The sequence below is a fragment of the Georgenia sp. SUBG003 genome, assembly GCF_000715355.2.
In the GTDB taxonomy this organism is placed as follows: domain Bacteria; phylum Actinomycetota; class Actinomycetes; order Actinomycetales; family Actinomycetaceae; genus Georgenia.
In genome coordinates, this window is sequence record NZ_CP180204.1 from 297582 (window position 1) to 321340 (window position 23759).

At 72.7% G+C, this 23759-nt stretch carries 20 protein-coding genes and 5 pseudogenes; 18 read left to right on the forward strand and 7 right to left on the reverse strand.

Translation table 11 applies throughout. The features are described 5' to 3' along the window. Nucleotides 1-28: 28 nt before the first annotated feature. The 6 genes and pseudogenes from DA06_RS01245 (at nucleotide 29) to DA06_RS01270 (ending at nucleotide 5946) form a co-directional block, all read left to right on the forward strand. Entirely contained in the window at nucleotides 29-619 is a 591-nt protein-coding gene (locus DA06_RS01245) for a TRAP transporter small permease (protein ID WP_043496739.1), read from the forward strand. An 18-nt stretch (nucleotides 620-637) separates the two neighbouring features. Next, complete coding sequence (locus tag DA06_RS01250; RefSeq protein ID WP_043496740.1) at nucleotides 638-1951, forward strand: TRAP transporter large permease; 1314 nt, start codon at nucleotides 638-640, stop codon at nucleotides 1949-1951. Between the two features lie 97 nt (nucleotides 1952-2048). Further along, a complete protein-coding gene (locus DA06_RS01255; RefSeq protein WP_418606728.1) occupies nucleotides 2049-3065 on the forward strand; it encodes a DctP family TRAP transporter solute-binding subunit in 1017 nt (338 codons plus the stop codon). After that, nucleotides 3062-3373, forward strand: a pseudogene (locus DA06_RS01260) (NAD(P)-binding domain-containing protein); the annotation flags it as partial. The gene DA06_RS01255 and the pseudogene DA06_RS01260, both read left to right, overlap by 4 nt. After that, nucleotides 3322-4221 (forward strand): phosphotransferase, encoded by a 900-nt coding sequence (locus DA06_RS01265; RefSeq protein ID WP_418608311.1) that lies wholly within the window; start codon nucleotides 3322-3324, stop codon nucleotides 4219-4221. The pseudogene DA06_RS01260 and the gene DA06_RS01265, both read left to right, overlap by 52 nt. Before the next feature lie 255 nt (nucleotides 4222-4476). Further along, nucleotides 4477-5946, forward strand: a complete 1470-nt coding sequence (locus DA06_RS01270) for an AI-2E family transporter (RefSeq protein WP_418606729.1) — start codon at nucleotides 4477-4479, stop codon at nucleotides 5944-5946. 27 nt (nucleotides 5947-5973) lie between these two features. On the opposite strand, the gene DA06_RS01275 is transcribed toward DA06_RS01270, so the two are convergent. After that, the gene (locus DA06_RS01275) at nucleotides 5974-6099 is read right to left on the reverse strand and encodes a hypothetical protein (protein ID WP_418606730.1); all 126 of its coding nucleotides are present in this window, start codon (nucleotides 6097-6099) and stop codon (nucleotides 5974-5976) included. Nucleotides 6100-6515: 416 nt separating this feature from the next. Between DA06_RS01275 and DA06_RS01280 the strand changes: the two genes are divergently transcribed. Next, a complete protein-coding gene (locus DA06_RS01280; protein WP_052436216.1) occupies nucleotides 6516-8255 on the forward strand; it encodes an HNH endonuclease signature motif containing protein in 1740 nt (579 codons plus the stop codon). Between the two features lie 199 nt (nucleotides 8256-8454). Here the strand turns inward: DA06_RS01280 and DA06_RS01285 are convergent, their stop codons facing one another. From DA06_RS01285 to DA06_RS01305, 5 genes and pseudogenes are all read right to left on the reverse strand, one after another. After that, complete coding sequence (locus DA06_RS01285) at nucleotides 8455-9861, reverse strand: wax ester/triacylglycerol synthase domain-containing protein (protein ID WP_052436217.1); 1407 nt, start codon at nucleotides 9859-9861, stop codon at nucleotides 8455-8457. A 12-nt stretch (nucleotides 9862-9873) separates the two neighbouring features. Then, nucleotides 9874-10602, reverse strand: coding sequence for an amidase family protein (locus DA06_RS01290; RefSeq protein ID WP_418606731.1), 729 nt, complete (start codon nucleotides 10600-10602; stop codon nucleotides 9874-9876). Beyond that, nucleotides 10577-11290: pseudogene (locus tag DA06_RS01295) on the reverse strand (amidase); the annotation flags it as partial. The gene DA06_RS01290 and the pseudogene DA06_RS01295, both read right to left, overlap by 26 nt. Nucleotides 11291-11350: 60 nt before the next feature. Next, complete coding sequence (locus DA06_RS01300; RefSeq protein WP_043496754.1) at nucleotides 11351-11665, reverse strand: WhiB family transcriptional regulator; 315 nt, start codon at nucleotides 11663-11665, stop codon at nucleotides 11351-11353. 290 nt (nucleotides 11666-11955) lie between these two features. Continuing rightward, on the reverse strand, nucleotides 11956-12486 hold the full coding sequence (locus tag DA06_RS01305) for an OB-fold nucleic acid binding domain-containing protein (RefSeq protein ID WP_418606732.1): 531 nt from the start codon (nucleotides 12484-12486) through the stop codon (nucleotides 11956-11958). Nucleotides 12487-12724: 238 nt separating this feature from the next. Here DA06_RS01305 and mfd point away from each other — a divergent pair. From mfd to DA06_RS01325, 4 genes and pseudogenes are all read left to right on the forward strand, one after another. Then, nucleotides 12725-15165, forward strand: a pseudogene (gene mfd, locus DA06_RS01310) (transcription-repair coupling factor); the annotation flags it as partial. A 660-nt stretch (nucleotides 15166-15825) separates the two neighbouring features. Next, on the forward strand, nucleotides 15826-15951 hold the full coding sequence (locus DA06_RS01315; RefSeq protein ID WP_418606733.1) for a hypothetical protein: 126 nt from the start codon (nucleotides 15826-15828) through the stop codon (nucleotides 15949-15951). A 348-nt stretch (nucleotides 15952-16299) separates the two neighbouring features. Beyond that, nucleotides 16300-16755 (forward strand): energy-coupling factor transporter transmembrane component T, encoded by a 456-nt coding sequence (locus DA06_RS01320; RefSeq protein ID WP_052436218.1) that lies wholly within the window; start codon nucleotides 16300-16302, stop codon nucleotides 16753-16755. 119 nt (nucleotides 16756-16874) lie between these two features. Next, nucleotides 16875-17216: pseudogene (locus DA06_RS01325) on the forward strand (ATP-binding cassette domain-containing protein); the annotation flags it as partial. 285 nt (nucleotides 17217-17501) lie between these two features. Here DA06_RS01325 and DA06_RS01330 read toward each other — a convergent pair. Continuing rightward, nucleotides 17502-18680: pseudogene (locus DA06_RS01330) on the reverse strand (GTP-binding protein); the annotation flags it as partial. A gap of 324 nt (nucleotides 18681-19004) precedes the next feature. Here DA06_RS01330 and DA06_RS01335 point away from each other — a divergent pair. From DA06_RS01335 to DA06_RS01365, 7 genes are all read left to right on the forward strand, one after another. Then, nucleotides 19005-19397: a hypothetical protein gene (locus tag DA06_RS01335; RefSeq protein WP_418608313.1), complete on the forward strand. Its 393-nt coding sequence runs from the start codon at nucleotides 19005-19007 to the stop codon at nucleotides 19395-19397. After that, on the forward strand, nucleotides 19390-20034 hold the full coding sequence (locus tag DA06_RS01340; protein ID WP_418606734.1) for a hypothetical protein: 645 nt from the start codon (nucleotides 19390-19392) through the stop codon (nucleotides 20032-20034). Before DA06_RS01335 ends, DA06_RS01340 begins: the two co-directional genes overlap by 8 nt. Before the next feature lie 148 nt (nucleotides 20035-20182). After that, nucleotides 20183-21400, forward strand: a complete 1218-nt coding sequence (aroC, locus tag DA06_RS01345) for a chorismate synthase (protein ID WP_043496760.1) — start codon at nucleotides 20183-20185, stop codon at nucleotides 21398-21400. After that, nucleotides 21397-22164, forward strand: coding sequence for a shikimate kinase (locus DA06_RS01350; protein WP_418606735.1), 768 nt, complete (start codon nucleotides 21397-21399; stop codon nucleotides 22162-22164). The genes aroC and DA06_RS01350 overlap by 4 nt, the downstream gene beginning before the upstream one ends. Further along, nucleotides 22068-23060, forward strand: a complete 993-nt coding sequence (gene aroB / locus DA06_RS01355) for a 3-dehydroquinate synthase (protein ID WP_418608315.1) — start codon at nucleotides 22068-22070, stop codon at nucleotides 23058-23060. The genes DA06_RS01350 and aroB overlap by 97 nt, the downstream gene beginning before the upstream one ends. Before the next feature lie 128 nt (nucleotides 23061-23188). Next, nucleotides 23189-23419, forward strand: a complete 231-nt coding sequence (locus DA06_RS01360; protein ID WP_418606736.1) for a shikimate kinase — start codon at nucleotides 23189-23191, stop codon at nucleotides 23417-23419. Continuing rightward, entirely contained in the window at nucleotides 23379-23753 is a 375-nt protein-coding gene (locus DA06_RS01365; RefSeq protein WP_418606737.1) for a shikimate kinase, read from the forward strand. The genes DA06_RS01360 and DA06_RS01365 overlap by 41 nt, the downstream gene beginning before the upstream one ends. The last annotated feature ends 6 nt before the right edge of the window (nucleotides 23754-23759 follow it).

The window sequence follows — 23759 nt, forward strand, 5'->3', positions numbered from 1 at the left end:
GTCCGTGCGGCCAGGAATGGATGAAATAGTGACCCACCAGAAGAACGAGGCGGTGGCTCCGCTCGAGCGGGACGAGCCGCGCGAGCCCGCCAAGGACGAGATCGCAGCGCCGTGGCGCGCCGTGAAGGTGGCCCTGGACGGGCTGGAGAAGGTCGTCATGGCCGGTGCCGTCCTCGCGCTGAGCGTCGTCGTCCTGACGGTCGTGTGGCAGGTGTTCGCGCGCTACGTGACCTCGTCGTCGACGGCGTGGGCGCCCGAGCTCGCCCAGACGGCGTTCGTCTGGACCGCCCTCCTCGCCATCCCCGTCGGTGTGCGAGGTGGCCGGCACATGCTCGTCGACATCTGGCGGGGTCGTAACGAGACGGTGCAGAAGGTCGTGTTCGTCGTCGCCTCGGCAGCGGTCCTGGCGGTCTGCGGCGCCCTCGTCGTGTTCGGCATCGAGATGCTCGAGACCTCGTTCCGGCGTCAGCTGCCCAGCCTCGGCATCTCGTCCGGCTGGCAGATGGTCGCCGTGCCCGTGAGTTTCGCACTGAGTTTTGTGTTCCAGCTCGAGGTCACCGTGCGGCGTTTCGTCGCCCCGGCCTCCGTCGAGGTCGACCCGGCCTTGCAGACCGTCTGACCCAGGAAGGAGAACGACATGGGTGGATTGCTCCTGGGCTCGTTCGGCGCCGGCGTCCTGTCCCGGATACCGATCGGTTTTGCCCTCGCCGCCGCGTCCATGCTGACGCTCGCGCTCATCACCGACAACAACCTCTCCATCGGTGCCCAGCGCGTGGTCGCCGGCATCACGCCGTACCCCTTGCTCGCGGTGCCGCTGTTCGTCCTCGCGGGCGGGATCATGAACGTCGGCGGCATCTCCAAGCGCCTCCTCGGGCTGGCGGACGCCATCGTCGGGCGCCTCACCGGCGGGCTCGCGCAGACCAACATCCTGGCCTCCGTCTTCTTCGGCGGACTGTCCGGCTCCTCCGTCGCCGACGTCTCCTCCCTCGGCCGCATCCTCATCCCGGCGATGAAGGAGCGGAACTACACCGCGGCCTACGCGGCGGGCGTGACCGCCGCCTCGGCCATCATCGCGCCCATCCTCCCGCCGTCGATCACGCTGATCCTGTACGGCGTCGTCACGGGGACGTCCATCGGGCAGCTCTTCTTCGCGGGCATCATCCCGGCGGCCATCTACATGGCGGCCCTGATGATCACCGTGTACGTGACGGTGCGGCGCAGCGGCTTCGACGCCGAGGCCGCGGCGGTGACGGACCCCAAGGAGATCGGCCGGACCCCCAGGGACCAGATCCCCGCGTTCTGGCCGGCGGTGGTCTCTGCCGTTCCCGCCCTCATGCTGCCGGTCCTCATCCTGGTCGGGATCCGCGGCGGCATCTTCACCCCGACCGAGGCGGCGGCCATGGCGGTCGCGTACTCGGTGCTGGTCGGCGCGTTCGTGTACCGCGAGCTCACGCCGAAGAAGGTGCTCGAGGCGATGAAGGACTCGGTCGGCCTGATCGGGCTGATCCTGCTCGTGATGTCCGCCGCGCAGCTCTACTCGTGGGCCCTGACGTCGGGCCGCGTGCCGCAGGCGATCGCCGACGGCCTTCTCGGGCTCTCCGAGAACCCCGTCGTCATCCTGCTGCTCATCAACGTGCTGCTGCTGGTCGTCGGCATGTTCATCGAGGCGAACGCCGCGATCATCATCCTCGTCCCGATCCTCTACCCGGTGGCGACGGCGCTCGGGATCGACCCGCTGCACCTCGGCGTGGTCATCGTCGTCAACATGGGCCTCGGCCTGGTGACCCCGCCGGTCGGCCTCAACCTCATGCTGGCGGCCGAGATCGCGAAGGTCGACATCTTCAAGGCCGTCAGGGGCATCGCCCCGTTCCTGCTCGCCGGAGTCCTGGTCCTGCTGCTGCTCACGTTCGTCCCGGCCCTCAGCACCTGGCTGCCGAGCGTGGCGTTCTAGCTCCCCCCTCGCCGGGGCTGTCCGCCCCGGCACCTCCCCCCCTCGCCGGGGCTGTCCGCCCCGGCACCGTCCCGAAACCCACGATGGAGTGTCCAACATGAGAATGTCCCGGAAGTCCCTTGCCAGCGTCGCCATGCTCGGTACCGCCGCGCTCACCCTCGCCGCCTGCTCCTCCGCCAACAGCGAGGCGGGAGGTGACGAGACGGGCGGCGAGCGCACCCTCGTGCTCGGCCACGCCGGCTCGGAGACCGACCCGCGCCAGCTCGCCTCCGAGGAGATCAAGAAGATCATCGAGGAGGAGACGGACGGCCGGATCACCGTGGAGATCCACGCAAACTCCACCCTCGGCTCCTGGGAGCAGATGATCGAGGGCCTCCAGCTCGGCACCACCGACCTCGTGATCGAGTCGATCCTCTCCCTCGAGTCCTACACCGAGCTCGCCTCCGTCGAGACGGCCCCGTTCCTGTACGAGTCCGACGAGCAGTTCTTCGAGGTGTGGGACGGCGAGCTCGGCGAGGAGATCAAGGGCGCCATCACCGAGGAGACCGGCTTCGAGCTCCTGGGGAACATGTTCCGCGGCTCCCGGAACCTCACGACCAACAGCGAGGTCACGTCGCTGGAGGACCTCGAGGGTCTGACCATCCGGACCCCCTCGACCCAGACGATGGTCGAGACGTGGCAGACGCTCGGCGCGCGCGCCGAGGCCATGCCGTGGGACGAGGTCTACTCCGCGCTCGAGCAGGGCGTCATCGACGGCCAGGAGAACCCGCTCGACGTGGCGGCGTTCAACGCCCTGTACGAGGTGCAGTCGCACGTCACCCTCACGGAGCACATGTACGCCAACTACCACTTCCTCGCGTGGGGCGACGCCCTGGCCGAGTTCTCCGAGGAGGACCAGGAGATCATCCGCTCGGCGGCGGACGAGGTCGGCAAGACGTACACCGAGCGCACCGTCACCAACCTGGAGGAGTACCGCGCGACGCTCGAGGAGGAGGGCATGACCTTCGTCGAGCTGGAGAACCGCGAGGAGTGGGTCGAGCAGGTCCAGCCGATCATCGACGGGCTCCCCGAGCAGGTCTCCGAGTGGGTCACCGAGATCCGGGGCGCCGCGTGACCTTCGCAGTTGACGCGGTCGTCGTCGGGCTGGGTGCGATGGGCCTGCCGATGGCACGCAACATCCGCGCCGCCGGGCTGGAGGTGGTCGGCGTCGAGCCGGCCCCGGCCCGGCGGGCGGTGGTCACCGGGCTCGACGTCGTCGACCGGATCGACCGAGCACCCGATGCCGCCGTCGTCCTCGTCATGGTGGCCACCGGTGAGCAGCTCGCGGGAGTGGTCGACGCCGTCGCGGACCGCGACCTCAGCGGCCGCACCTGGGTCGTGTCCGGGACCGTCGGCCCCGTCGTGGTGCAGGAGCAGGCCCGGCGGCTGAGCGCCGGGACGGGGACGACGCCGTGGTCAGGATCGTCTTCCCGCACGAGGAGGCCGCCGGGGAGGCGACGGCGCTGCGGCTCTGGTCCGGGCGCGGCGGGCCGGAGCTGCTCGACCACGACCCCGGCACCTGGACGCTCCTGCTGCGCCGGGTCCGGCCCGGGCACGGGCTGGAGGAGGACCGGGACCTGCTCGAGCGCCGCGTCGAGGACCGGCTCGCCGTCGCCGGAGAACTGCTCGGGCTGCTGCACGCGGCTGCGCCGTCGGCGCCGGGCACCGCGTCTGCGCGCGCGGGCACGGTGCCGGGAGACGATGGTCCGCCGTCGGCCGACGGCCTCGCCCCTCTCACGGCGTCCGCCGAGCGGCTCGCGAACCTCGTGCGCGAGCGCGCCCAGCGCTTCGGCCGGGCCCTGGACGCCGACCCCGGCCTGGTCGCCGAGGCGGCCGCCCTGCTGGAGGAGCTGCCCGCCACGGCCGGCTCCGCCGTCGTCCTTCATGGCGACTTCAATCCCGGCAACCTGCTGGCCGACGACTCGACCGGGGGCCCCGCACGTGGGTCGCGATCGACCCGAAGCCGATGGTCGGCGACCCGGCGTTCGACCCGTGGGCCGCTGCTGTCGCAGGTGGGCGAGCCGTTCCGGGAGGAGAGCGTCACCGGGGCCCTGCGGGCGCGGTCGCGGATCGTGTGCGCGGCCGCCGGGCTGGACCCGTCACGCGTCGCGGCGTGGGCGCTGGCACGCACGGTGGAGTCGGCGCTGTGGCGCGCCGCCGAGCAGGGCGACCGCGCAGCCGCTGCGGAGGAGCTCGCGCAGGCCAGGATGTGGTCGCGCCTGGCGGTGTGACCTGCCTCATTGGGGCAGACTGAAGTCGATGAACGACAGGCGCGGTCCGCGGAAGCTGCTGGGTCAGGTGAGCCGGCAGGTGGGCAGGCGCGTGCAGCGTCGCGTCCGGACCACGTCCCCGACCTCGGTCGACCAGGTGATCTCCCAGGCGGCGCTCGGGCCCGCGGCCCCCCGGTGCGGGCGCCGGCGTACCGTCCGGGCCCGTCGGCGACGGCACCCCCCGCCCGCGCCTTCCGGCCCTCGCACGCCGCCCGCGTGAGCGTGCGGCGGATGCCGGAGCGTGCGGCGCACGCAGATGCCCCGGCCGACGGCGTTCCCCGCTGGATCCGCAAGTACGGCACGATCGCGTGGCTGTTCATCGGCATCGTCATCGTCGTGGGCATGGCGGTCTTCGCGACGAGCCGGATCCAGATCGTCTTCATCGCCGTATTCATCTCGCTCGTGGTGACCTCGGTGCTGGACCCGATGGTCACCTGGCTGGCGAGGTACGTGCCCCGGGGGCTGGCGACGGTGCTGGCGCTGCTCGGCTCGTTCCTCGTCGTCGCAGGCCTGTTCACGTACGTGATCTCGTCGGTGGCCGGGCAGTGGGAGAGCCTGGCGAACCGGTTCTCCGACGGCATCGACACGATCCTGCAGTTCTTCGAGACCGGCCCGCTGCCGTTCCACTTCACCCAGGCCGAGATCAACGACGCCATCAACCGGGCGGTCGCGCAGGCGACGACCTACGTGCAGCAGAACGCCGGAGACCTCGCCGGCCAGGTGCTCAGCAACGCCGGCGCCGTGGCGCTGGTCTTCACCGTGCTGGCGCTGAGCCTGTTCCTGACGATCTTCTTCCTCGCCCGCGGCGGCTACATGTGGCGCTGGTTCCTCAACCAGCTGCCCGCCAGGAACCGCGAGCGCACCCATGTGGCCGCGACGGCCGGCTGGTACACGTTCTCCGGCTACGCGCGGGGCACGATGATCGTGGCCCTGGCCGACGGCGTCATGGCGTTCATCCTGCTGTCGATCGTGGGCGTGCCTCTCGCCGCTCCTCTGTCGGTGCTCGTCTTCATCGGTGCCTTCATCCCGCTCATCGGCGCCCCGGCCGCCATGATCATCGCCGCCGTGGTGGCCCTGGCCGCGAACGGGTTCATCGACGCGATCATCGTGACCATCGGCGTCGCGCTCATCGGGCAGATCGAGGGCCACATCCTCGAGCCGCTGGTGATGGGCAAGCAGGTGTCGCTGCACCCGGTGGTCGTCGCCCTCGGCGTGACCGCCGGTACGTTCCTCGGCGGCCTGCTCGGCGCCATCATCGCGATCCCTGTCCTCGCAGTGACCTGGGCCGTGTACTCGGCGATACGGACCGTCGAGCCGCCCATGGAGGAGATGCCGACGGTGCCGGCCCGAGGCGGCGTGGGAATCGGTGGGGGCGGTCGTGGCTCGGACGACGAGCGCCCCGTCGCAGATGGACGCGCCGCGGGCGAGCGGTCCGGGGGGCTCGCGTCCGAGGGTGCGGCGTCCGGGGACGCGGTGTCCGGTGACGCGGTGTCCGGTGACGCGGTGTCCGAAGTGCCGGCTCAGAAGGCGCCCGGCGAACGATCCACTGCCCTACGGGTGCCGGCTCACCCGGCGCGGGTTCAGCCCGTGCCGGTGCACCGTCCGTTCGTCAGGCGACCACCCGTCCAGTCACCGAGGCGCCCGACGAGCACGTCGACCGGAGACTCCGAGGGACCGACCCCGTAGCCGACGACCGCCCGGGTGCGTGGACCGTCAGCGCGTGACGTACAGAAGGAACGCGGTGGCCGCGAGCGCGAGGATGCACATCACCACGACCCTCATGTCCTCGTCGCGTGGCTTTCCGTCACCCTGCTTGGCGTCACCAGGCGGTCGGCTCATGGCCGCACGGTAGCAGCGGCCCGCCCTGCCCGGCTCTTCGCTGGCCCTGCCCGGCTCTTCGCTCGTCTCCCCGGCTCTTCGCTGGCCCCGCCCAGCTCTTCGCTGGTCTTCCCCATCTGCCGGGGCGTTTCTCTACTCCCACGCCCGATGTCAGTGGTCGAACGTATGTTTGGATCATGACGGAGAGACCGCCGGACACCAGCCGCGAAGAGACGTCGTGTCCCACCTGTGCGACCGGCTTCCGGTGCGAGCGGCACGCCCAAGAACTGGTCACGAAACTGCGGAAGCATGCGGAGCGCATCGCTGTCGCCCAGTGCCCGGAGGATCTTGACTGGCCCGACGGGGCCACCGAGGACGAGCTCTACGGAGAGAACGGGCAGCGTGACGGCTCCAGGCATGACGGTGCCCTGACAGCCGTGCTCCGCGCCGCGCTTCTCGGACCCGAGGCGGAGGACGAGGACGACGACGCGCGGCACCTCCCCGCCTGGCTCCTTCGCAGCCTCCGGCCGAGCAGCGCCTTGAGCCAGCTGCTCGAGGAGCTCCCCGCCATCGAGGTCGACGAGTTCACGGCCGTGGAAGTCGTCGCTGCTTTCAAGCGTCTCGAGGCTTACGCCGCCGCAGGTGCGGCCCGCACGGCGGCCATGCTCGCCGGCAAGGTGTCGATGAGCGGCACGATCGAGTTGCCGGTGGGCAGGCGCACCGTCCCGTTCGCGGCCGCCGAGCTCGCCATGCGGCTGACCATCACGAGGGGTGAGGCGTCCAACCTGATCGCCGTCGGTGACGCCTTCACGGGGGCGCTCGCCGAGACAGCCGAGGCCCTCGAGCGTGGAGAGATCGACCTTCGCAAGGCCACGACCATCGTCACGACTCTGTCCGGGTACCCGGACGCGGTCGCGTGGCAGGTCCAGGCCGAGGTGCTGCCGAAGGCGGGGCAGCGCACCCACCGGCAGCTGGTGCAGGACCTCAGCCGGGCGCTGATAGGCGTCGACTCGCACGATGCCGAGCTCCGGCACCGACGCGCGAGCGAGAAGCGGCACGTCACCCGCCCGCGACCGCTTCCGGAGGGGCAGGCGTCCATGACGATCGTCGGTCCGGCCCAGGACGTCGTGGCGTTCGACGTCGCCCTGCAGGCGGCCGCGACCGCCGCCCGGGCCGGCGGCGACGGGCGGACGACCGACCAGCTAAGGTTCGACGCCTCGGCCGCCATGGCGCACCACGCGCTGGGCACCGGCTGGATCGGCCAACCTCCGACGGAGGGGTCAGCGTTCACGAAGTCGATCCCGAGGACGGTGACGCAGGGCGGCCACCCGGACACCCGCACCGGTCAAACGCTGTATCCGTTCCGCCTGTCGGACCGGATCAAGATCAACGTCACCGTTCCGGCATCGCTGCTCATCCCGGACGACAACCTCGAGCCGCGCATCGCCGACGAGGACCTGGCCTCACTCGTCCCGGTGGACGACCTGGAGGAAGTCGGGTGCTCGCTCAAGCCGGCACCCGGTCGCGGGACGCACGAAGGTGACCGGAGCTCCAGGCCGCCCGAAGGTCGTCCAGATACCCGGCCGCCCGACGGGCACGAGCACTCCCGGCCACCCGATCGGCCCGCCGGCCCTGGGCCGTCCCATCCACCGCCGGCTCCGCCACCACCCTCGGAAGCGCCGGACCTGTACGCAGCTCTGGAGGAATCCACCGCGGAGGTCGCCGAGCTCGGCGGCATCGGACCAGTGACACCTGCCGTTGCCCGGCTGTTCGCCCTCGGCGGCACGTGGAGGCGCATCGTCACCGACCCGATCACCGGCGTCGTCCACGATGTCGGCCGAACGTCGTACCGTCCGCCCGCCGAGATGGCCCGGTACGTCCGCGAGCGGGACCGCACGTGCATCCGTCCCGGTTGCTCCGTGCCCGCGGCCAGCTGCCAGCTCGATCACGGGCTCGCCTGGGCGCTGGGCGGAGCCACCGCCTCCTGGAACCTGGAGCCGCTGTGCGACCCGGACCACGACGTGAAGACCGCAGGCGGGTTCCGTATCGAGACCCGGCTGGAGGGCGTGTACGTCTGGACGGCACCGTCCGGGCACCGGTACGTCAGGGAGGCGGACGGGACTCTCGTGCAGCTGGCGCCGCATTCGTGGCCGGACCCGGAGGAGATTCCCTTCTGATCCGCGATCCGAGTTCACTTGTGACCCTCGGGCGAGACGTGCCCGACCTGCGTGCGAGCCTCCCCCGACCGGCGGGCGAGGCCTCCCCCGACCGCGGGCGAGGTATTCCCGATCCGCGCGCGCATCTCGACGAAACGCTGCAGGGCGACGGTCGACGTCCTGCACCGGCAGCGCCCAGCTGAGGTCGGTCACCACGGACTCAACCGGACTCTGACGCCGCGGAACCGTCCACATCCGGCGGTTCACGCCGCTGGTGAAGCGACGCGGCGAGGGCGTCCAGCTCGTTGCGAGCGCCGGCGATGAAGACGTCGAGGTCGGGATAGGTGTCCCGGTCGGCGGTGATGGCGACGTCGAACGCTCCGGCGTACGACACCGCGCCGACGCCCAGCCCCACCCGCCCGACCAGGTTGAGAACCGGGAAGACCTCCAGCAGTTGCGCGCCGACGAGGTACTGCGAGCTGCTCGGGCCGCGAACGTTCCCGGTCTCCACGTTGACCCGCTGACCGTTGATCGCGCGCAGCATCAGCCGGCTGACGGTCCGGCTGCGGAACAGGGCTCCGAGCGAGGGCCTGCTCACCCGCTTCCGGCGCGCCGCGCCAGCGGCGATTCGCCTCAGCCGGCCTGCCGGATCCACGTCGAGAGGGACGTTGACGACCATCTGGCTGATGAGATTCCCCTCGACCGGCCCACGTGCAGCGGACCGCAGCGAGACCGGGACGTAGACCGGAACGCTGACGCCCGGGACCAACTCGCCCCGGGACGAGAGAAGCGCTCGTAAGCCGGCGGCCGTGAGCGCCAGGAGCACGTCATTGACGGTCGCACCGTGGTGGTCGGCGATCTGGCCGACATCTCGGAGGCGGGTCCGGATCAGCGCGAAGCGCCTGTCGAGGCCGACCAGCCGGTTCAGGCTCGTCTCCGGTCCTGGCTTCTGTGTCAGCGTCTCGCGCAGCATGGGGACGGCGTCGCGGACACGGCGGACAGTGGTGCAGGGACGAGCGAGGACGTGCAGCATCGCGGCCAGCCGCCGCGCGCGGTGCCGCAGGTGGTCCAGCACGAGCTCGTGGTCACTCGGCCACGGTGCCGGTGCCCACTGAGCAGGCTCAGCACGGACCGCGTCCGGCTCCGGCTCGAGGAAGGCAGCCAGCAGGGTCGTCGCGGCCCGGCCGTCGGCGACGGCATGCTGCCACCTGACGAAGTATCCGACGCGGCCCCCGTCCAGGCCTGGGAGGAACCACATCTCCCACAGCGGCCGCGACGGGTCGAGACGGCGACGGCGCAGGGTCTGCACCGCGTCGAGGAGCTGAGTGTCGCCGCTGCCTTCCGGGAGCGGGCGGACGCCGACGTGGTGGCCCAGGTCGACCGCCGGGGCGTCGACCCAGATGGGTCCGCCGCGCAGCCGGCCTGGGCTGCGCACGACCTGACGGAACCGGGGAGCACGCTCGAGCCTGGCGCCGATCTCCTCGCGGAGCGCCTCGATGCGCAAGGACCCGTCGGGATCCAGCAGCGCCTCGCCGTCGAGGATCCCGATCACCCCGATGTCCTGCGGCCACAGCGCATCCAGCCGCAGCATCAGCTCGTCCTCGGCGCTCAACCGTCTGACCGGCATGGCGGCACACCCCTACCTGGGGTCGATCGGGGTGAGGACACCGAGCCGGTCCTCGATCGCTGCCGCCGCGTCGAGGCACAGGTCCTCCCGGTAGCGCGGTCCGATCACCTGCACCGCCTGCGGCAGTCCGTTCTCGACCCCGACCGGCAGCGCGACGGCTGGCAGGCCGAGGGCGTTGACGGCCATGGTCATGCGCATCGTGCGGATGGTCTCGGCCACCTGGCCGTCGTCGAGGTCGGTCCCGGCGAGCCCCGGAGGCTCCGTGGCGACCGGCGCGAGGATCAGCGGACGGGTCTCCTGGAAGTCTCCCCACCGCCGCAGGACCGCGTCCCGGGTCATGAAGGCCTGCTCGGCCGCGACCGCGTCCGGGGTGCCGGCCGCCTCGAAGAAGTCCGCCATGAACCGGCGCACCGGCGCGGGGGCCAACGGCGCCATCAGCTGCTGGTACCCGATGCGGGTGCCCGGAGTGCTCAGCATGACCAGCAGCGCGTTCGCCGCATCCTCGATCCCCGGCGGCTCGACCTCGTCGAGGACGTAGCCGGCGTCGCGCAGCGCCTCCGCCGCCCTCAGCACGCCGGCCTGCACCTGCTCTGCGGTGCCCCGGGCTCCCGGGTCGACGACCAAGGCGGCGCGCAGCGGCCTGCGGGGGCGCCGGCCCCACGAGCGGGACGGGGACGCTCCACGGGTCCCGCCACGTCGGTCCGGCCACGACCTCGAACGCTGCCCGCACGTCGGCGACATGCCGCGCCAGCGGGCCGGTCACGCCGACGAGTTGCGTGCCGATCGTCGTCATCTCGCCGCCCTGGACGGAGCTGGCCATGGGGACTCGGCCCAGCGTCGGTTTCAGGGCGGCGACCCCGCAGCACTGCGCGGGGTGGCGCAGCGACCCCAGGCCGTCGGTGCCCAGCCCCAACGGGCTCATGCCCGTCGCGACGGCGACCGCCTCGCCGGCGCTGGACGCACCCGGCGTCCGGGTGCGGTCCCAGGGGTTGAGGGTGGCGCCCCACAGCTCGCTCTCGCAGTGCCACCGCACCGCGCCGCTCGGCATGTTGGTGCGGGCGATCGGGATGGCGCCGGCGGCCCGCAGCCGCTCGACAGCGGGCGCGTCGCGGGTGGGGTACGCGTGCGTCAGCGCCCTCAGACCCTGCGTCGTGGGCGTGCCGACGACGTCGATCATCTCCTTGACGGTGAACGGGACACCATGGAGCGGCGGCAGCTCTGCACCTGCGGCCACGGCACGGTCGGCCTCCCTGGCGCTGTCGAGCGCCTCCTCGGCCATGACGTGGACGACGGCGTTGACCGCCGGGTTGACCTGCTCGATCCGGCGGAGGTGAGCCTCGACGACGTCCACGACCGAGACCTGGCCGGACCGGATGAGCCCGGCCAGGTCGGTGGCTCCTGTTCGCCACAGCTCGGTGGTGGCGGCCATCTCGCGGCTTTCCCCGTGCACCAGACGTCGGCTGTCGGGCCGGTCTCCCGGGCGGGCTCGTCAGCCGGCGACCGCGCGGGCCGCCCGCGTTCTCGCCGATCTGAGGGACGGCGTCTCGATCTCATGGCCGTGCTCGGCGAGCCAGGCCGCCCAGTCGGTGACCTCGGGATGGCGACGGTGCAGGGCGCGACGTTCGCGCTCGGTCATTCCGCCCCACACGCCGAACTCCGTCCGGGTCTCCAGCGCCTCGACGAGGCAGGCCGTGCGGACGGGGCACGTGAAGCAGAGCTCGCGGGCGCTGCGCTGGGCGGCGCCACGCACGAAGAGGGTGTCGGGCGGGGTGGTGGCGCAGGCCGCGTCGGCGGCCCACGGCATCGGCTCGGTCACGGGGGACCTCCTCAGGGGGTACGGCATCGTTGCCGGTGGCAGGACGTTAGCCACCCGATACCGCTCTGGGGAAGACCCGGCCGGATCCGATCTGTCCGAGACGCGCGAATCGCCCGAGATGCCGATCTGCGTGGCCGAGACCTGTCAGGTTTCGCTGGCCGAGACCTGCCGGCTTCGCCGGGCCCAGGTACCGCCCGTCGCCGCACCGACGCCTGTGCCGGCGGCCAGCGCTCGACGACGCCGGCGCCCGACGACGCCGGCGCCCGACGCGCGCGCCACTACCGGAAGTCCCGCGAGGTGGAGGGCACCATCAGGCTCAGCGGCTCGATCCTGTCGGCGACGAGGTTCGTCACGCCGTCGGCCCGCTCGAGGGTCCCGCGCACCACGAGCGCGGCGCTGGTGCGGGCCACCAGGCGGTACCGCGCCCACAGGCCAGCCGAGCACACCACGTTGAGCAGGCCGGTCTCGTCCTCCAGCGACAGGAACGTCACCCCCGCGGCGGTGCCCGGGCGCTGGCGGTGCGTGACCACCCCGCCGACCCGCAGCCGCTCCCCCGGCTCCCGGTCCGCCAGCTCGGCCACGGTGAGCACTCCGCCCGCCGCGAGGTCGGCCCGGCGGAACTGGGTGGGGAAGGAGTCCGGCGAGACACCGGTGGCCCACACGTCGGCGACGGCGGTCTCCACCCTGCCCATCTCAGGCAGTGCCGGCGCCTCGACCCCGACGGCGGTGAACGGAAGCGGCGGCTGGAACCAGACGTCCTCGGCCGGCACCTCCTCGCGCACCGCGACCTTCCGGGTACCGCCGGACACCGGCCACGCCCCCAGGGCCGGGCGCCCCGCCGCCGGGCCCCGGCCGGCTGTCGAGGGGCCCCGGCCGGCTGCCGCCGGGCCTCGCCCACCCGCCAGGCTGGCGCCACCCCCGGGAGCACCGCCGGCGGCCACCCTGCCGCTCCGCCGTCGTCCCCCGGTGTGCCGGCGGCCGTGCTCCCCGGCCAGCACGCCCGCGGACCACAGCGCCTCGCGCCGCTCGAGGCCGAAGCGCTCCGCGCTCGCCGTCGGGGCCCGCGACGTCGAGCGCTACAACGGCGACGTCGAGCGCGCGCTCAAGGACCTCGCCGACCTCGTCCACCAGGGCTGGCACCTCGTCCTCACCACGGAGGGGCCCGGCCCCGCCCGCCGCATGAGCGAGCAGCTCGCCGCCGGCGACGTGCCCGCCCGCCTCGTCGAGAACGTCCCCGAGGAACCGCCGGCGTCCGTGGTCCTCGTGACCACCGCCGCGTCGGGACGCAGCTTCGTCGCCCCCCGGCCTCAAGCTCGCCCTCGTCGCCGAGGCCGACATCACCGGCCGCGCCGGCACCTCGACCCGGGACATGCGGCGCATGCCGTCCAAGCGGCGCAACGTCGTCGACCCCCTCGCGCTGCGCGCCGGCGACCACGTGGTCCACGAGCAGCACGGCGTGGGGCGGTTCGTCGAGCTCGTCCAGCGCACGGTCGCGCCGGCGCCGACGCGACCACCCGCGAGTACCTCGTCATCGAGTACGCCTCCTCCAAGCGCGGCCAGCCCGGGGACCGGCTGTTCGTGCCCACCGACTCCCTCGACCAGGTCACGAAGTACACCGGCGGCGAGGCCCCGACCCTGAGCAAGATGGGCGGCGCGGACTGGGCGAAGACGAAGGCCTCGGCGAAGAAGGCGGTCAAGAAGATCGCCGCCGAGCTCATCCGCCTCTACGCCGCCCGCATGTCCACCCAGGGTCACGCGTTCGGGCAGGACACCCCCTGGCAGCGCGAGCTCGAGGACGCCTTCCCCTACATCGAGACCCCCCGACCAGGTGGTCACGATCGAGGAGGTCAAGGCGGACATGCAGAAGCCGTACCCGATGGACCGCCTCGTCAGCGGCGACGTCGGCTACGGCAAGACCGAGATCGCGGTGCGCGCGGCGTTCAAGGCCGTCCAGGACGGCAAGCAGGTCGCCGTGCTCGTCCCGACGACGCTGCTCGTCCAGCAGCACCTCGACACCTTCTCCGAGCGCTACGCCGGCTTCCCGGTCACCGTCCGGGCGCTCTCGCGCTTCCAGTCCGACGCCGAGGCGACCGCGGTCAAGGAGGGCGTGCGCGCGGGCACGATCGACGTCGTGATCGGCACCCACCGCCTGCTGACCGGCGAGGTGAAGTTCAAGGACCTCGGCCTGGTCATCATCGACGAGGAGCAGCGCTTCGGCGTCGAGCACAAGGAGACGCTCAAGCAGCTGCGCACCAACGTCGACGTCCTGGCGATGTCGGCCACCCCGATCCCGCGCACCCTCGAGATGGCGATCACCGGCATCCGCGAGATGTCTACCCTCGCCACCCCGCCCGAGGAGCGGCACCCCCGTCCTGACCTTCGTGGGCGCCTACGAGGAGAAGCAGGTGGCCGCGGCCATCCGGCGCGAGCTGCTGCGCGAGGGGCAGGTCTTCTACGTGCACAACCGCGTCTCCTCCATCAACAAGGCCGCGGCGCACCTGTCCGAGCTCGTGCCGGAGGCCCGCGTCGCCGTCGCCCACGGGAAGATGGGCGAGCACCAGCTGGAGAAGGTCATCCAGGACTTCTGGAACAAGGAGTTCGACGTCCTCGTGTGCACCACGATCGTCGAGACCGGCCTGGACATCTCCAACGCCAACACCCTCGTGGTGGAGCGGGCCGACCAGCTCGGCCTCTCGCAGCTCCACCAGCTGCGCGGGCGCGTGGGCCGCGGGCGCGAGCGGGCCTACGCGTACTTCTTCTACCCCTCCGAGAAGCCGCTCACCGAGACCGCGCACGACCGGCTCGCCACCATCGCGGCGCACACCGACCTCGGTGCCGGCATCCAGGTGGCCATGAAGGACCTGGAGATCCGCGGCGCCGGCAACCTGCTGGGCGGGGAGCAGTCCGGGCACATCGCCGGGGTGGGCTTCGACCTGTACGTCCGCATGGTGTCCGACGCCGTCGCCGAGTTCCGCGGCGAGAAGGAGACCGAGAAGGCCGACGTCAAGGTCGAGCTCCCGATCGACGCGCACGTCCCGCACGACTACATCGCCCACGAGCGCCTGCGGCTGGAGGCCTACGCCAAGATCGCCGCGGCGGGCGACGAGGCGTCGATCCAGGCGGTGCGCGAGGAGCTGGTGGATCGCTACGGGCCGGTGCCCGAGCCGGTCGAGCGCCTCTTCGCGGTCTCCGCCCTGCGGGAGAAGGCCCGCTCGGTGGGGCTCGCCGACATCACCGCGCAGGGGAGGTACGTGCGCTTCGCCCCGGTCGAGCTGCCCGAGTCCGCCGAGCTGCGGCTCAAGCGGCTGTACCCGGGCACCGTGCTCAAGCCGGCGGTGCGCGCGATCCTCGTGCCCTTCCCGATGACGGCGAAGCTGGGCGGGAAGCCGCTGCGCGACGCCGCCCTGCTGCAGTGGGTGGACGAGCTCATCGAGTCCGTGCTCAGGGCGTCCGTCGCCGCCGCGGCGAAGGTGGGGACGACGGCGTAGCCGACCTCCGGTCCGTCACCGGTCTCGATCCGGTGACGGGCCGCCGCGCCTGCTTGCGAACCGGGCCCGTCCCGCGGGACCCTGTGGCACCCTCAGGTGCGAGAGCCGGGGGTTGCCCGCGGGCTCGTCCGCGGGCCGGACGAAGGAGCTCGGACATGGCATCGATCAGGCGTGACTTCACGCTCATGGCCATCCTGCTGATCCCGGTGGCGGTGGCCATCAACGTCGTCGGCGGCCAGCTGGCCAAGACCCTCCAGCTGTGGATCTTCCTCGACTCGATCGGCACGTTCCTCGTCGCCATGCTCGCGGGCCCGTGGATCGGCCTGGTCACCGGAGCGCTGAGCGTCCTGCTGCTCTCCCTCGGCGACCCGACGATGGCGCCGTGGTCGGTCCTCGCCGCCGCGATGGGCTTCCTCGTCGGGTGGCTCGCCCGCCGGCGCATGTTCGTCACGTGGGGGCGTGCCGCCGTCAGCGCGCTCATCGTCACGGTCATCTCCGTGACGGTCTCCGTGCTCCTGAGCTACTACCTGTACGGCGGCTTCACCACCTCGGGAGTCTCGATCCTGACCGGCGCCATCAACGACTACTCCGACCTGCCGCTCTTCTGGGCGATCGTCGCCTCGCACACCCCCCGCGGAGCTCGTCGACAAGTTCCTCTCCGTGGGCATCGCCACCCTCGTGGTGCGCTCGCTCTCGAACCGCGCGCTGCTGCGCTTCCCGAACGGCGAGATCTTCGTCGAGGCCCGCAAGAGGAAGACCCGCGGCGCCGCGAGCACCGTGTCGTGACGGCGGGCAGCCCCCCGGCGCCCGCCGCCCTCCCGCCGGGCGTCGACCTCGTCACCGAGCCGAACCGGGTCCGGAACCTCAACCCGACGACGATCGCCGTGCTCGGGCTCGTCCTCGCGGTCGGCTCCCAGCTCTTCGGGTGGTGGTCGGTCGCGGCAGTCGTGCTCGCCTCCTTCGCCATCGCCGCGGCGGCCGGCCGGCTCGGGCAGTTCCTCCAGGCCTGGGCCTCCACGGTGCTGCTGCTCAGCGTCGTCATCGTCGCGCTGCAGGGCCTCTTCATCGGCGGCCCCACGGTGCTGGCGAGCGCCTGGATCCTCGACGTCACCCTCGAGGGCGTCGAGCGGGGGGGTGACCTTCGCCGCCCGCATCCTCGGGGCCGGCACGCCGCTGGTGCTGGCCGTCCAGCTCAGCACCCGTCGACGGGTCATGCTCGAGCTGGAGCGACGGCGGGTGCCGCCGAAGGCGACCTACGTCGTCGTCGCCGCGCTCAACCTCATCCCCGAGATGCGCAAGCAGATGCACGCCATCCTGGACGCCCAGCGCGCCCGCGGCGTGGAGACGGACGCCAACTGGTTCGTGCGCACGCGCGCCTTCCTGCCCACGCTCGTGCCGCTCATGCTCAGCTCCATCCTGTCCGTGGAGGAGAAGGCGCTCGCGCTCCAGTCGCGCGGGTTCACCCTGCCGGGCGCGCGGACCTCCCTCTACGCCGTCGCCGACACGCGCGGGGACCGGACCCTGCGGGCGCTGCTGTGGGCGCTGCTCGCGATCGCCGTCGCCGGAAGGATCCTGCTGTGGGTGCTGTGAGCGCCGCCGTCGAGGTCACGGACCTCACGTACACCTATCCGGGCACGGACGAGCCGACGCTGCGCGGGGTCTCGCTCACGGTGCCGCGCGGCACCCTGTGCGCGGTGATCGGCCCCAACGGCGCCGGCAAGACGACGCTGTGCCACGCGATCCGCGGATTCGTCCCGCACTTCTACAAGGGCGAGCTGTCCGGGAGCGTCCGCGTGGCCGGCCAGGACGTGCCCACCGCGGACGAGGACGAGCTCGCCCGCACCGTCGGGTACGTCTTCCAGAACCCGTTCACCCAGATGAGCGGCATCACCGACAACGTCTACAACGAGCTGGCCTTCGGGCTGGGCAACCTCGGGGTCCCGCCGGTCCAGATCCGGGCACGGGTGGAGGACGCGCTCGAGCGCGCCCGGATCGGGGACCTGCGCGACCGTCACCCGTTCCAGCTCTCGGGCGGGCAGCAGCAGCGGGTGGCGCTGGCGTCCGTCCTCGTCATGGAGCAGCCGGTGCTGGTCATCGACGAGCCCACGAGCCAGCTCGACCCCCGCTCCACCGAGGACGTCTTCGAGCTCGTGGCCGCGATGAAGGAGGCCGGGCGGACGGTGGTGCTGGTCGAGCACAAGATGTCCCTCGTGGCCGAGCACGCCGACCAGGTGGTCGTCCTCGACGCCGGAGCCGTGGTGGCGGGCGGCACGCCGGGCGAGGTCTTCACCGACCCGCGCACCGCCGGGCACGGCACGTCGCTGCCCGAGGCGGTCGAGCTCGCCGCGGCCCTGGACCTCCCAGGCGTCGGGCCGCTCGGTGGGCAGGACCTTGAGCGAGACGTTGCCGATCAGCTCCCGGTCGAGGCGGTCCTTGACCTGGCGCGCGGTGACCTTGGCGCCCTTCACGCGGCCGGCGAGCGGGGAGGTGTTGATCCCGATCGTCATGGAGATGGCGGGGTCGTCGACCGTGATGAGCGGCAGCGGCCGGGGGTCGTCGGGGTCGACGAGGGACTCACCGATGGTGATGTCCTCGATGCCGGCCACGGCGACGATGTCGCCGGCGAAGGCCTTCTCCGCGGGCACGCGGTCCAGCGCCACGGTGCGCAGCAGCTCGGAGATGCGCACATTCTTCGTGGTGCCGTCGGCGCGCGCCCACAGCACGGACTGCCCCTTGCGCAGCTCCCCGTTGTGGACGCGCAGCAGCGCGAGGCGGCCGAGGAACGGGGAGGCGTCGAGGTTGGTCACGTGGGCCTGCAGCGGCGCACCCTCGTCGTAGGAGGGCGCCGGGATCTTCTCGACGATGGTCTCGAACAGCGGCTCGAGGTCCTCGTCCTCCGGCAGGGCGCCGTCGGCGGGCTGGGTGAGGCTGGCCCGCCGGGCCTTGGCCGAGGCGTAGACCACCGGCACGTCGAGGATCGCGTCGAGGTCGAGGTCGTCCACCTCGTCGGCGAGGTCGGAGGCGAGCCCCAGCAGGAGGTCCTGGGCCTCGGACACGACCTCGGAGATGCGGGAGTCGGGGCGGTCGACCTTGTTGACCACCAGCACGACGGGCAGCTTCGCGGCCAGGGCCTTGCGAAGGACGAACCGGGTCTGCGGGAGCGGGCCCTCGGACGCGTCGACGAGCAGGACGACGCCGTCGACCATGCTCAGGCCGCGCTCGACCTCGCCGCCGAAGTCGGCGTGGCCGGGCGTGTCGATGACGTTGATGACGAGGCCGTCCTCGAGGCCCGCGCGCTGCGCGGCGGGACCGCGGTAGTGCACCGCGGTGTTCTTCGCGAGGATCGTGATGCCCTTCTCGCGCTCGAGGTCGCCGGAGTCCATGGCCCGCTCGTCGACGTGCTGGTGCTCGCCGAAGGCACCGGACTGCCACAGCATGGCGTCGACGAGCGTGGTCTTGCCGTGGTCGACGTGGGCGACGATCGCGACGTTGCGCAGGTCCGAGCGCAAAGGCATACGCGGGTTTCCATTTCATCGAAGGGATGTGCCCCGCCGCGCGGCCCGGGGGGGCTCGCGGCGGTCCGCAGGACGCCGGCCGTCGTCAGCTCAGGACGTCCGACGGCGGAGGGCAGGCATCCGGTCACGGGTGCCGACCGTCGATTCTACGCGGGAGCGCGTGGATCGCGTCACCCCGGACGGCTGTGCACGCGGTCACGCGGCGGGCGGACCGCGGCGACTCCCGCACCCGGGGCGGTGAACGCTGGTCGCGCGGAGCGTCGCCGGTCCCGGGTCGGCCGCTGCGGCCGCGCACCGGATGGGGCTCGCGACCGTGCACCGGCCGTGGACCTCCGCCGACGCGGCCGTGGACGCGCTGCTAACGGCGGACGTCGTCGTGTCCACCGTGCCCTCGGGGGTGGCCGACGACGTCGCCGCGGCCTCGCGGAACGTCTGGGCGGCAGCAGCGATGCGCTGGCCGGAGCGGTTCTGCTCGACGTCGTCTACGACCCGTGGCCGACCCCGCTCGCGCGCGCCTGGCGGGCGGCCGGCGGGCTGATCGCGCCGGGCTGGGCGATGCTCCTCCACCAGGCCGAGGCCCAGGTGCGGCTGTTCACCGGTCACGCACCGGACGTCTCCGTCATGCGGGCCTCGCTCCTCGCCGAGCTCGACCGTCGGCACGCCGGGCACGACGCGCCGCAGTCGCCGTCCGTCTTCGACCTCCCGCGCCGTGACTGACCGCGCCCGAGCAGGACTCGAGGGCGGCGGCGGGGAGCGCGCCGACGCCGGGGTGGAGTGTGCCGACACCGCGGCGGAGCCCACCGGTCTTCCTGCCGGGGCTTTCGCGCCCGTCCGGCTCGCCACTGCGGGTGTCGTGGGGGTGCTCGCCGCCGCCGGCCTCTGGGGGCAGCCCTGGCCTGTCGTGGTCGCCGGGGCAGGGCTGGCCGCCCTCGGACTGCTCCTCACCGTCATCGACGTGCAGACCCACCGTCTGCCGGACAAGCTCGTCGGTCCGGGCGCCGTCTGGCTGCTCGTCATGCTCGCTCTCGCCGCCGTGCTCGACGGTGACCTCGCGGCGTTCGGCCGGGTGGTGCTCGCGGGGGTCGCGTCCGCACTCGGGTACCTCGTCCTCGGTCTGATCCGCGCCGGGGGGCCTCGGTCTCGGCGACGTGAAGCTGGCAGGGGTGCTCGGGCTGTGGCTCGGATGGTTCGGATGGTCGACGGTGCTCGCCGGCCCCGTGCTCGCGTTCGTCCTGGGCGGGCTCTTCGCATGCGTGCTCCTGCTCGTCCGCCGCGCGGGGCGGGAGTCCGCGTTCGCCTTCGGGCCCTGGATGATCCTCGGCGCGGCACTGGCCACGGCCGCGGCGGTCAGTGACGTGCTCACCGGCACACTGCTGCCCTGACGGCCGCCGGCCCACACCGGGTCGCACCTGCTGGACGCCCTGACGACCGTCGGCTCACACCGGGTCGCTCCGGCTGGACGCCCTGGCGGCCCGACCGCCCGGTCGTGGCAGGATCGCCTCATGCTCAGATGGTTGACGGCGGGGGAGTCCCACGGCCCGGCACTCGTCGGCGTGCTCGAGGGGCTTCCGGCCGGCGTACAGGTGACCACCGACGAGATCCAGGCCGCCCTCGCCCGGCGGCGCCTGGGACACGGTCGCGGGTCCCGCATGAAGTTCGAGAAGGACGAGGTCCGCATCCTGGGCGGGGTCCGGCACGGCGAGAGCATGGGTGGCCCTGTCGCCATCGAGATCGGCAACACGGAGTGGCCGAAGTGGGAGACCGTCATGTCGGCCGACCCTGTGCCGCCGGAGTCACTGCTGATCGACGCCGGCACGGGCGACGAGCGCGAGATCGCCCGCAACCGGCCCCTGACCCGGCCCCGGCCCGGCCACGCCGACCTCGTCGGCATGCAGAAGTACGACCTGCGTGACGCGCGGCCCGTCCTCGAACGCGCCAGCGCACGCGAGACCGCCGCGCGCGTGGCGCTCGGCACGGTCGCGGCGGCGCTGCTCGAGCAGGTCGCCGGGATCCGGCTCGTCTCCCACGTCGTCGCCGTCGGACCGGTCGCCGTGCCCGACGACGCACCGGTTCCCGGCCCCGACGACGTCGCCGCGCTCGACGCGGACCCGGTGCGCTGCTTCGACGCCGCCTCCTCCGCCGCCATGGTCGCCGAGATCGACCAGTGCCAGAAGGACGGCGACACGCTCGGGGGCGTCGTTGAGGTCCTGGCGTACGACGTGCCACCGGGACTCGGCTCCCACGTCTCGGGGGACCGGCGGCTGGACTCCCGGCTCGCCGGCGCCGTCATGGGGATCCAGGCCGTCAAGGGCGTCGAGATCGGCGACGGCTTCCGCACCGCCGCCCGCCGCGGCACCGCCGCCCACGACGAGATCGTCCCCGGCCCGGACGACCGTCTGCGGCGTGCCACGAACCGTGCCGGCGGCACCGAGGGCGGCATGAGCAACGGCGAGGTCGTGCGCGTGCGTGCGGCGATGAAGCCCATCTCGACCGTGCCGCGTGCTCTGGCCACGGTGGACGTCCTCACCGGTGAGCCCGCCCGCGCGATCCACCAGCGCTCCGACGTGTGCGCGGTTCCGCCGGCGGCCGTCGTCGCCGAGGCGATGGTGGCCCTCGTGCTCGCGCAGGCCCTGCTGGAGAAGGTGGGCGGTGACTCGGTCACCGAGTCCTCGCGCAACCTCCGCGGCTACCTCGAGGCCATCCCGGAGCATCTTCGGTGAGCACCACCCGTCCACGCGTCGTCCTCGTCGGGCTTCCCGGAGCGGGCAAGACCACGGTCGGCCGCCTCCTCGCCGACGCCCTCGGCGTCGGCTTCGTCGACACCGACATCGAGGTGGAGCGCGTCGCCGGCACGAGCGTCCCTGAGTACTTCCGTGCCCACGGCGAGGCGAGCTTCCGCGAGCTCGAGCACGACGTCGTCGTCCGGATGCTGACCGAGCACGGTGGCGTCCTCGCCCTCGGCGGCGGTGCCGTCCTCCACCCGGGCACCCAGGAGGCGCTGCGCGGCCACACGGTCGTGCTGCTCGACGTCGTCGCCGAACGGGCCCTGGCCCGGGTGGCCCTCTCCGGCGAGCGACCGCTCCTGGCCGGTGACCGCTCCGGCCGGTTCGCGACCCTCCGGAAGGAACGGCTGCCCGTGTACGAACGCGTGGCCACGCTGACCGTGAGCACGAGCGACCGGCGGCCGCAGGACGTGGCCGCGGAGGTGCTGCGCGCCGTGACCGCCCGGGACGACTCTGCCGTGCCGGATAGCGTTCTCGCCCGGCTCGGCTCGGCCGCCGCGGGTCCCGGGCGGCCGTCGTCCCCGACCCCGCATCCCCGTCACGGGGGGCGGCCGGCTACGACGTCGTCGTGGGGCGCGGCCTGGACGACGAGGTCGTCCGTCTCGTGGGCGGTGACGCCTCGCGGGCGCTCGTTCTCCACGCCCGGGCCACCGAGCCGCTGGCCCGCCGCCATGCGGCTGCGCTCGAGGCGGCGGGCGTGACCGCGGTGCTCCACGCCCTCCCCGACGCCGAGGAGGCGAAGACCCTCGAGGTGGTCGCCCGGTGCTGGGCTCTGCTCGGCGACGAACGTTTCGGCCGGGAGGACGCGGTCGTCGCCGTCGGAGGAGGGGCGACGACCGACGTCGCGGGCTTCGTCGCCGCGAGCTGGCTGCGCGGTATCCGCCTCGTCAACGTCCCGACGACGCTGCTCGGCATGGTCGACGCGGCGGTCGGTGGCAAGACGGGCATCAACACCGCCCACGGGAAGAACCTCGTCGGGGCGTTCCACCCGCCCGCCGGCGTCGTGTGCGACCTCGACGCGCTGACCACGCTGCCCGTGGAGGACCTGCGGGCCGGACTGGCGGAGGTCGTCAAGGCAGGGTTCATCGCCGACGAGCGGATCCTCCGCCTCGTCGAGGCCGACGGCGGTCTGGAGGCGCAGGACCCGCGCTCGGCCGTCCTCCGCGAGCTTGTGGAGCGGGCGGTCGCGGTCAAGTCGCGCGTGGTGGGGGCGGACCTGCGCGAGGCCGGGCTGCGGGAGATCCTCAACTACGGGCACACCTTCGGGCACGCGATCGAGAGGACGGAGGGGTACCGCTGGCGCCACGGCGACGCGGTCGCCGTCGGCATGGTCTTCGCCGCCGAGCTCGCCAGGGCAGCGGGGCTCCTGGCCGACGACGTCGTGGAGCGGCACCGTAGCGTCCTTGGCCTGCTCAGCCTTCCGACGACCTACCGCGCCGGGCGGTGGTCGGAGCTGCACGAGGCGATGGCTCACGACAAGAAGGTCCGTGGCAACGTGCTGCGGTTCGTCCTGCTCGAGGGCGTCGCGCGGCCGACCGTTCTGCGGCGCCCGGCTCTGGAGCATCTCGAGGCGGCGTACGCGGCTGTGGTGGGCTGAGCGGCGCCGTCGAGCCACCCGGCACCCAGGGCGGTGCCCGGCCGACGGGCAGCTAGCGCAGGCGGTGCCTGCTCACGGATGACCGACCGGAGCGGAACGCGAGCCCGACGAGCCAGTACGGTGATCGCGTGAGCAGCCCATCGAGCCCCGACCTCCCGCCGCACGAGTCCGTGAGCGGCGCCGGCAGGCCGCGCGTCGTGCTGGTAGGACCGCCGGGAGGCGGCAAGTCGACCGTCGGCGCGGTCGTGGCGGAGCGGCTCGGTGCGGCTCTTCTCGACACGGACCGGATGGTCGCCCATCGCGGAGGCGCACCTGTGGGTGAGCTCATCGTCGACCTGGGGGGAGGATGGCTTCCGTGACCTCGAGCGGGAGGTTGTCGCCGAGGCGCTCGAGTCCGACGGCGTCCTTGCCCTCGGCAGCGGCGCGGTGGAGCAGGCCGTCGAGGCTCTCGAGCGCTACCGCGCCGACGGCGGCACGGTCGTCCTGCTCGACGTCTCCATGGCCGCGGGCGTGCCCCGGGTCGGGCTCAACGCCCCTCGGTCCGTGGCTCTGGGTAGCGCCCGTGCCCAGTTCGCAGCGATGGCGGCCGCGCGGCGGCCCGTCTACGAGCGGGTCGCGGGCACGGTCGTCGACACTTCCTCGCTCACGGTCGAGGAGGTTGCCGAGGCGGTCGTCGGGAGCCTCGTGCGGTGAGGGCGC

Excerpts from the sequence above, each read along its gene's own strand:
- DA06_RS01250 (WP_043496740.1), top strand. The coding sequence starts at position 638 with ATGGGTGGATTGCTCCTGGGCTCGTTCGGCGCCGGCGTCCTGTCCCGG.
- DA06_RS01255 (WP_418606728.1), top strand. The coding sequence starts at position 2,049 with ATGAGAATGTCCCGGAAGTCCCTTGCCAGCGTCGCCATGCTCGGTACC.
- DA06_RS01275 (WP_418606730.1), bottom strand. The coding sequence starts at position 6,099 with ATGAGCCGACCGCCTGGTGACGCCAAGCAGGGTGACGGAAAGCCACGC.
- DA06_RS01285 (WP_052436217.1), bottom strand. The coding sequence starts at position 9,861 with ATGCCGGTCAGACGGTTGAGCGCCGAGGACGAGCTGATGCTGCGGCTG.
- DA06_RS01290 (WP_418606731.1), bottom strand. The coding sequence starts at position 10,602 with ATGTCGCCGACGTGCGGGCAGCGTTCGAGGTCGTGGCCGGACCGACGT.
- DA06_RS01300 (WP_043496754.1), bottom strand. The coding sequence starts at position 11,665 with ATGCCGTGGGCCGCCGACGCGGCCTGCGCCACCACCCCGCCCGACACC.
- aroC (WP_043496760.1), top strand. The coding sequence starts at position 20,183 with ATGCTCAGATGGTTGACGGCGGGGGAGTCCCACGGCCCGGCACTCGTC.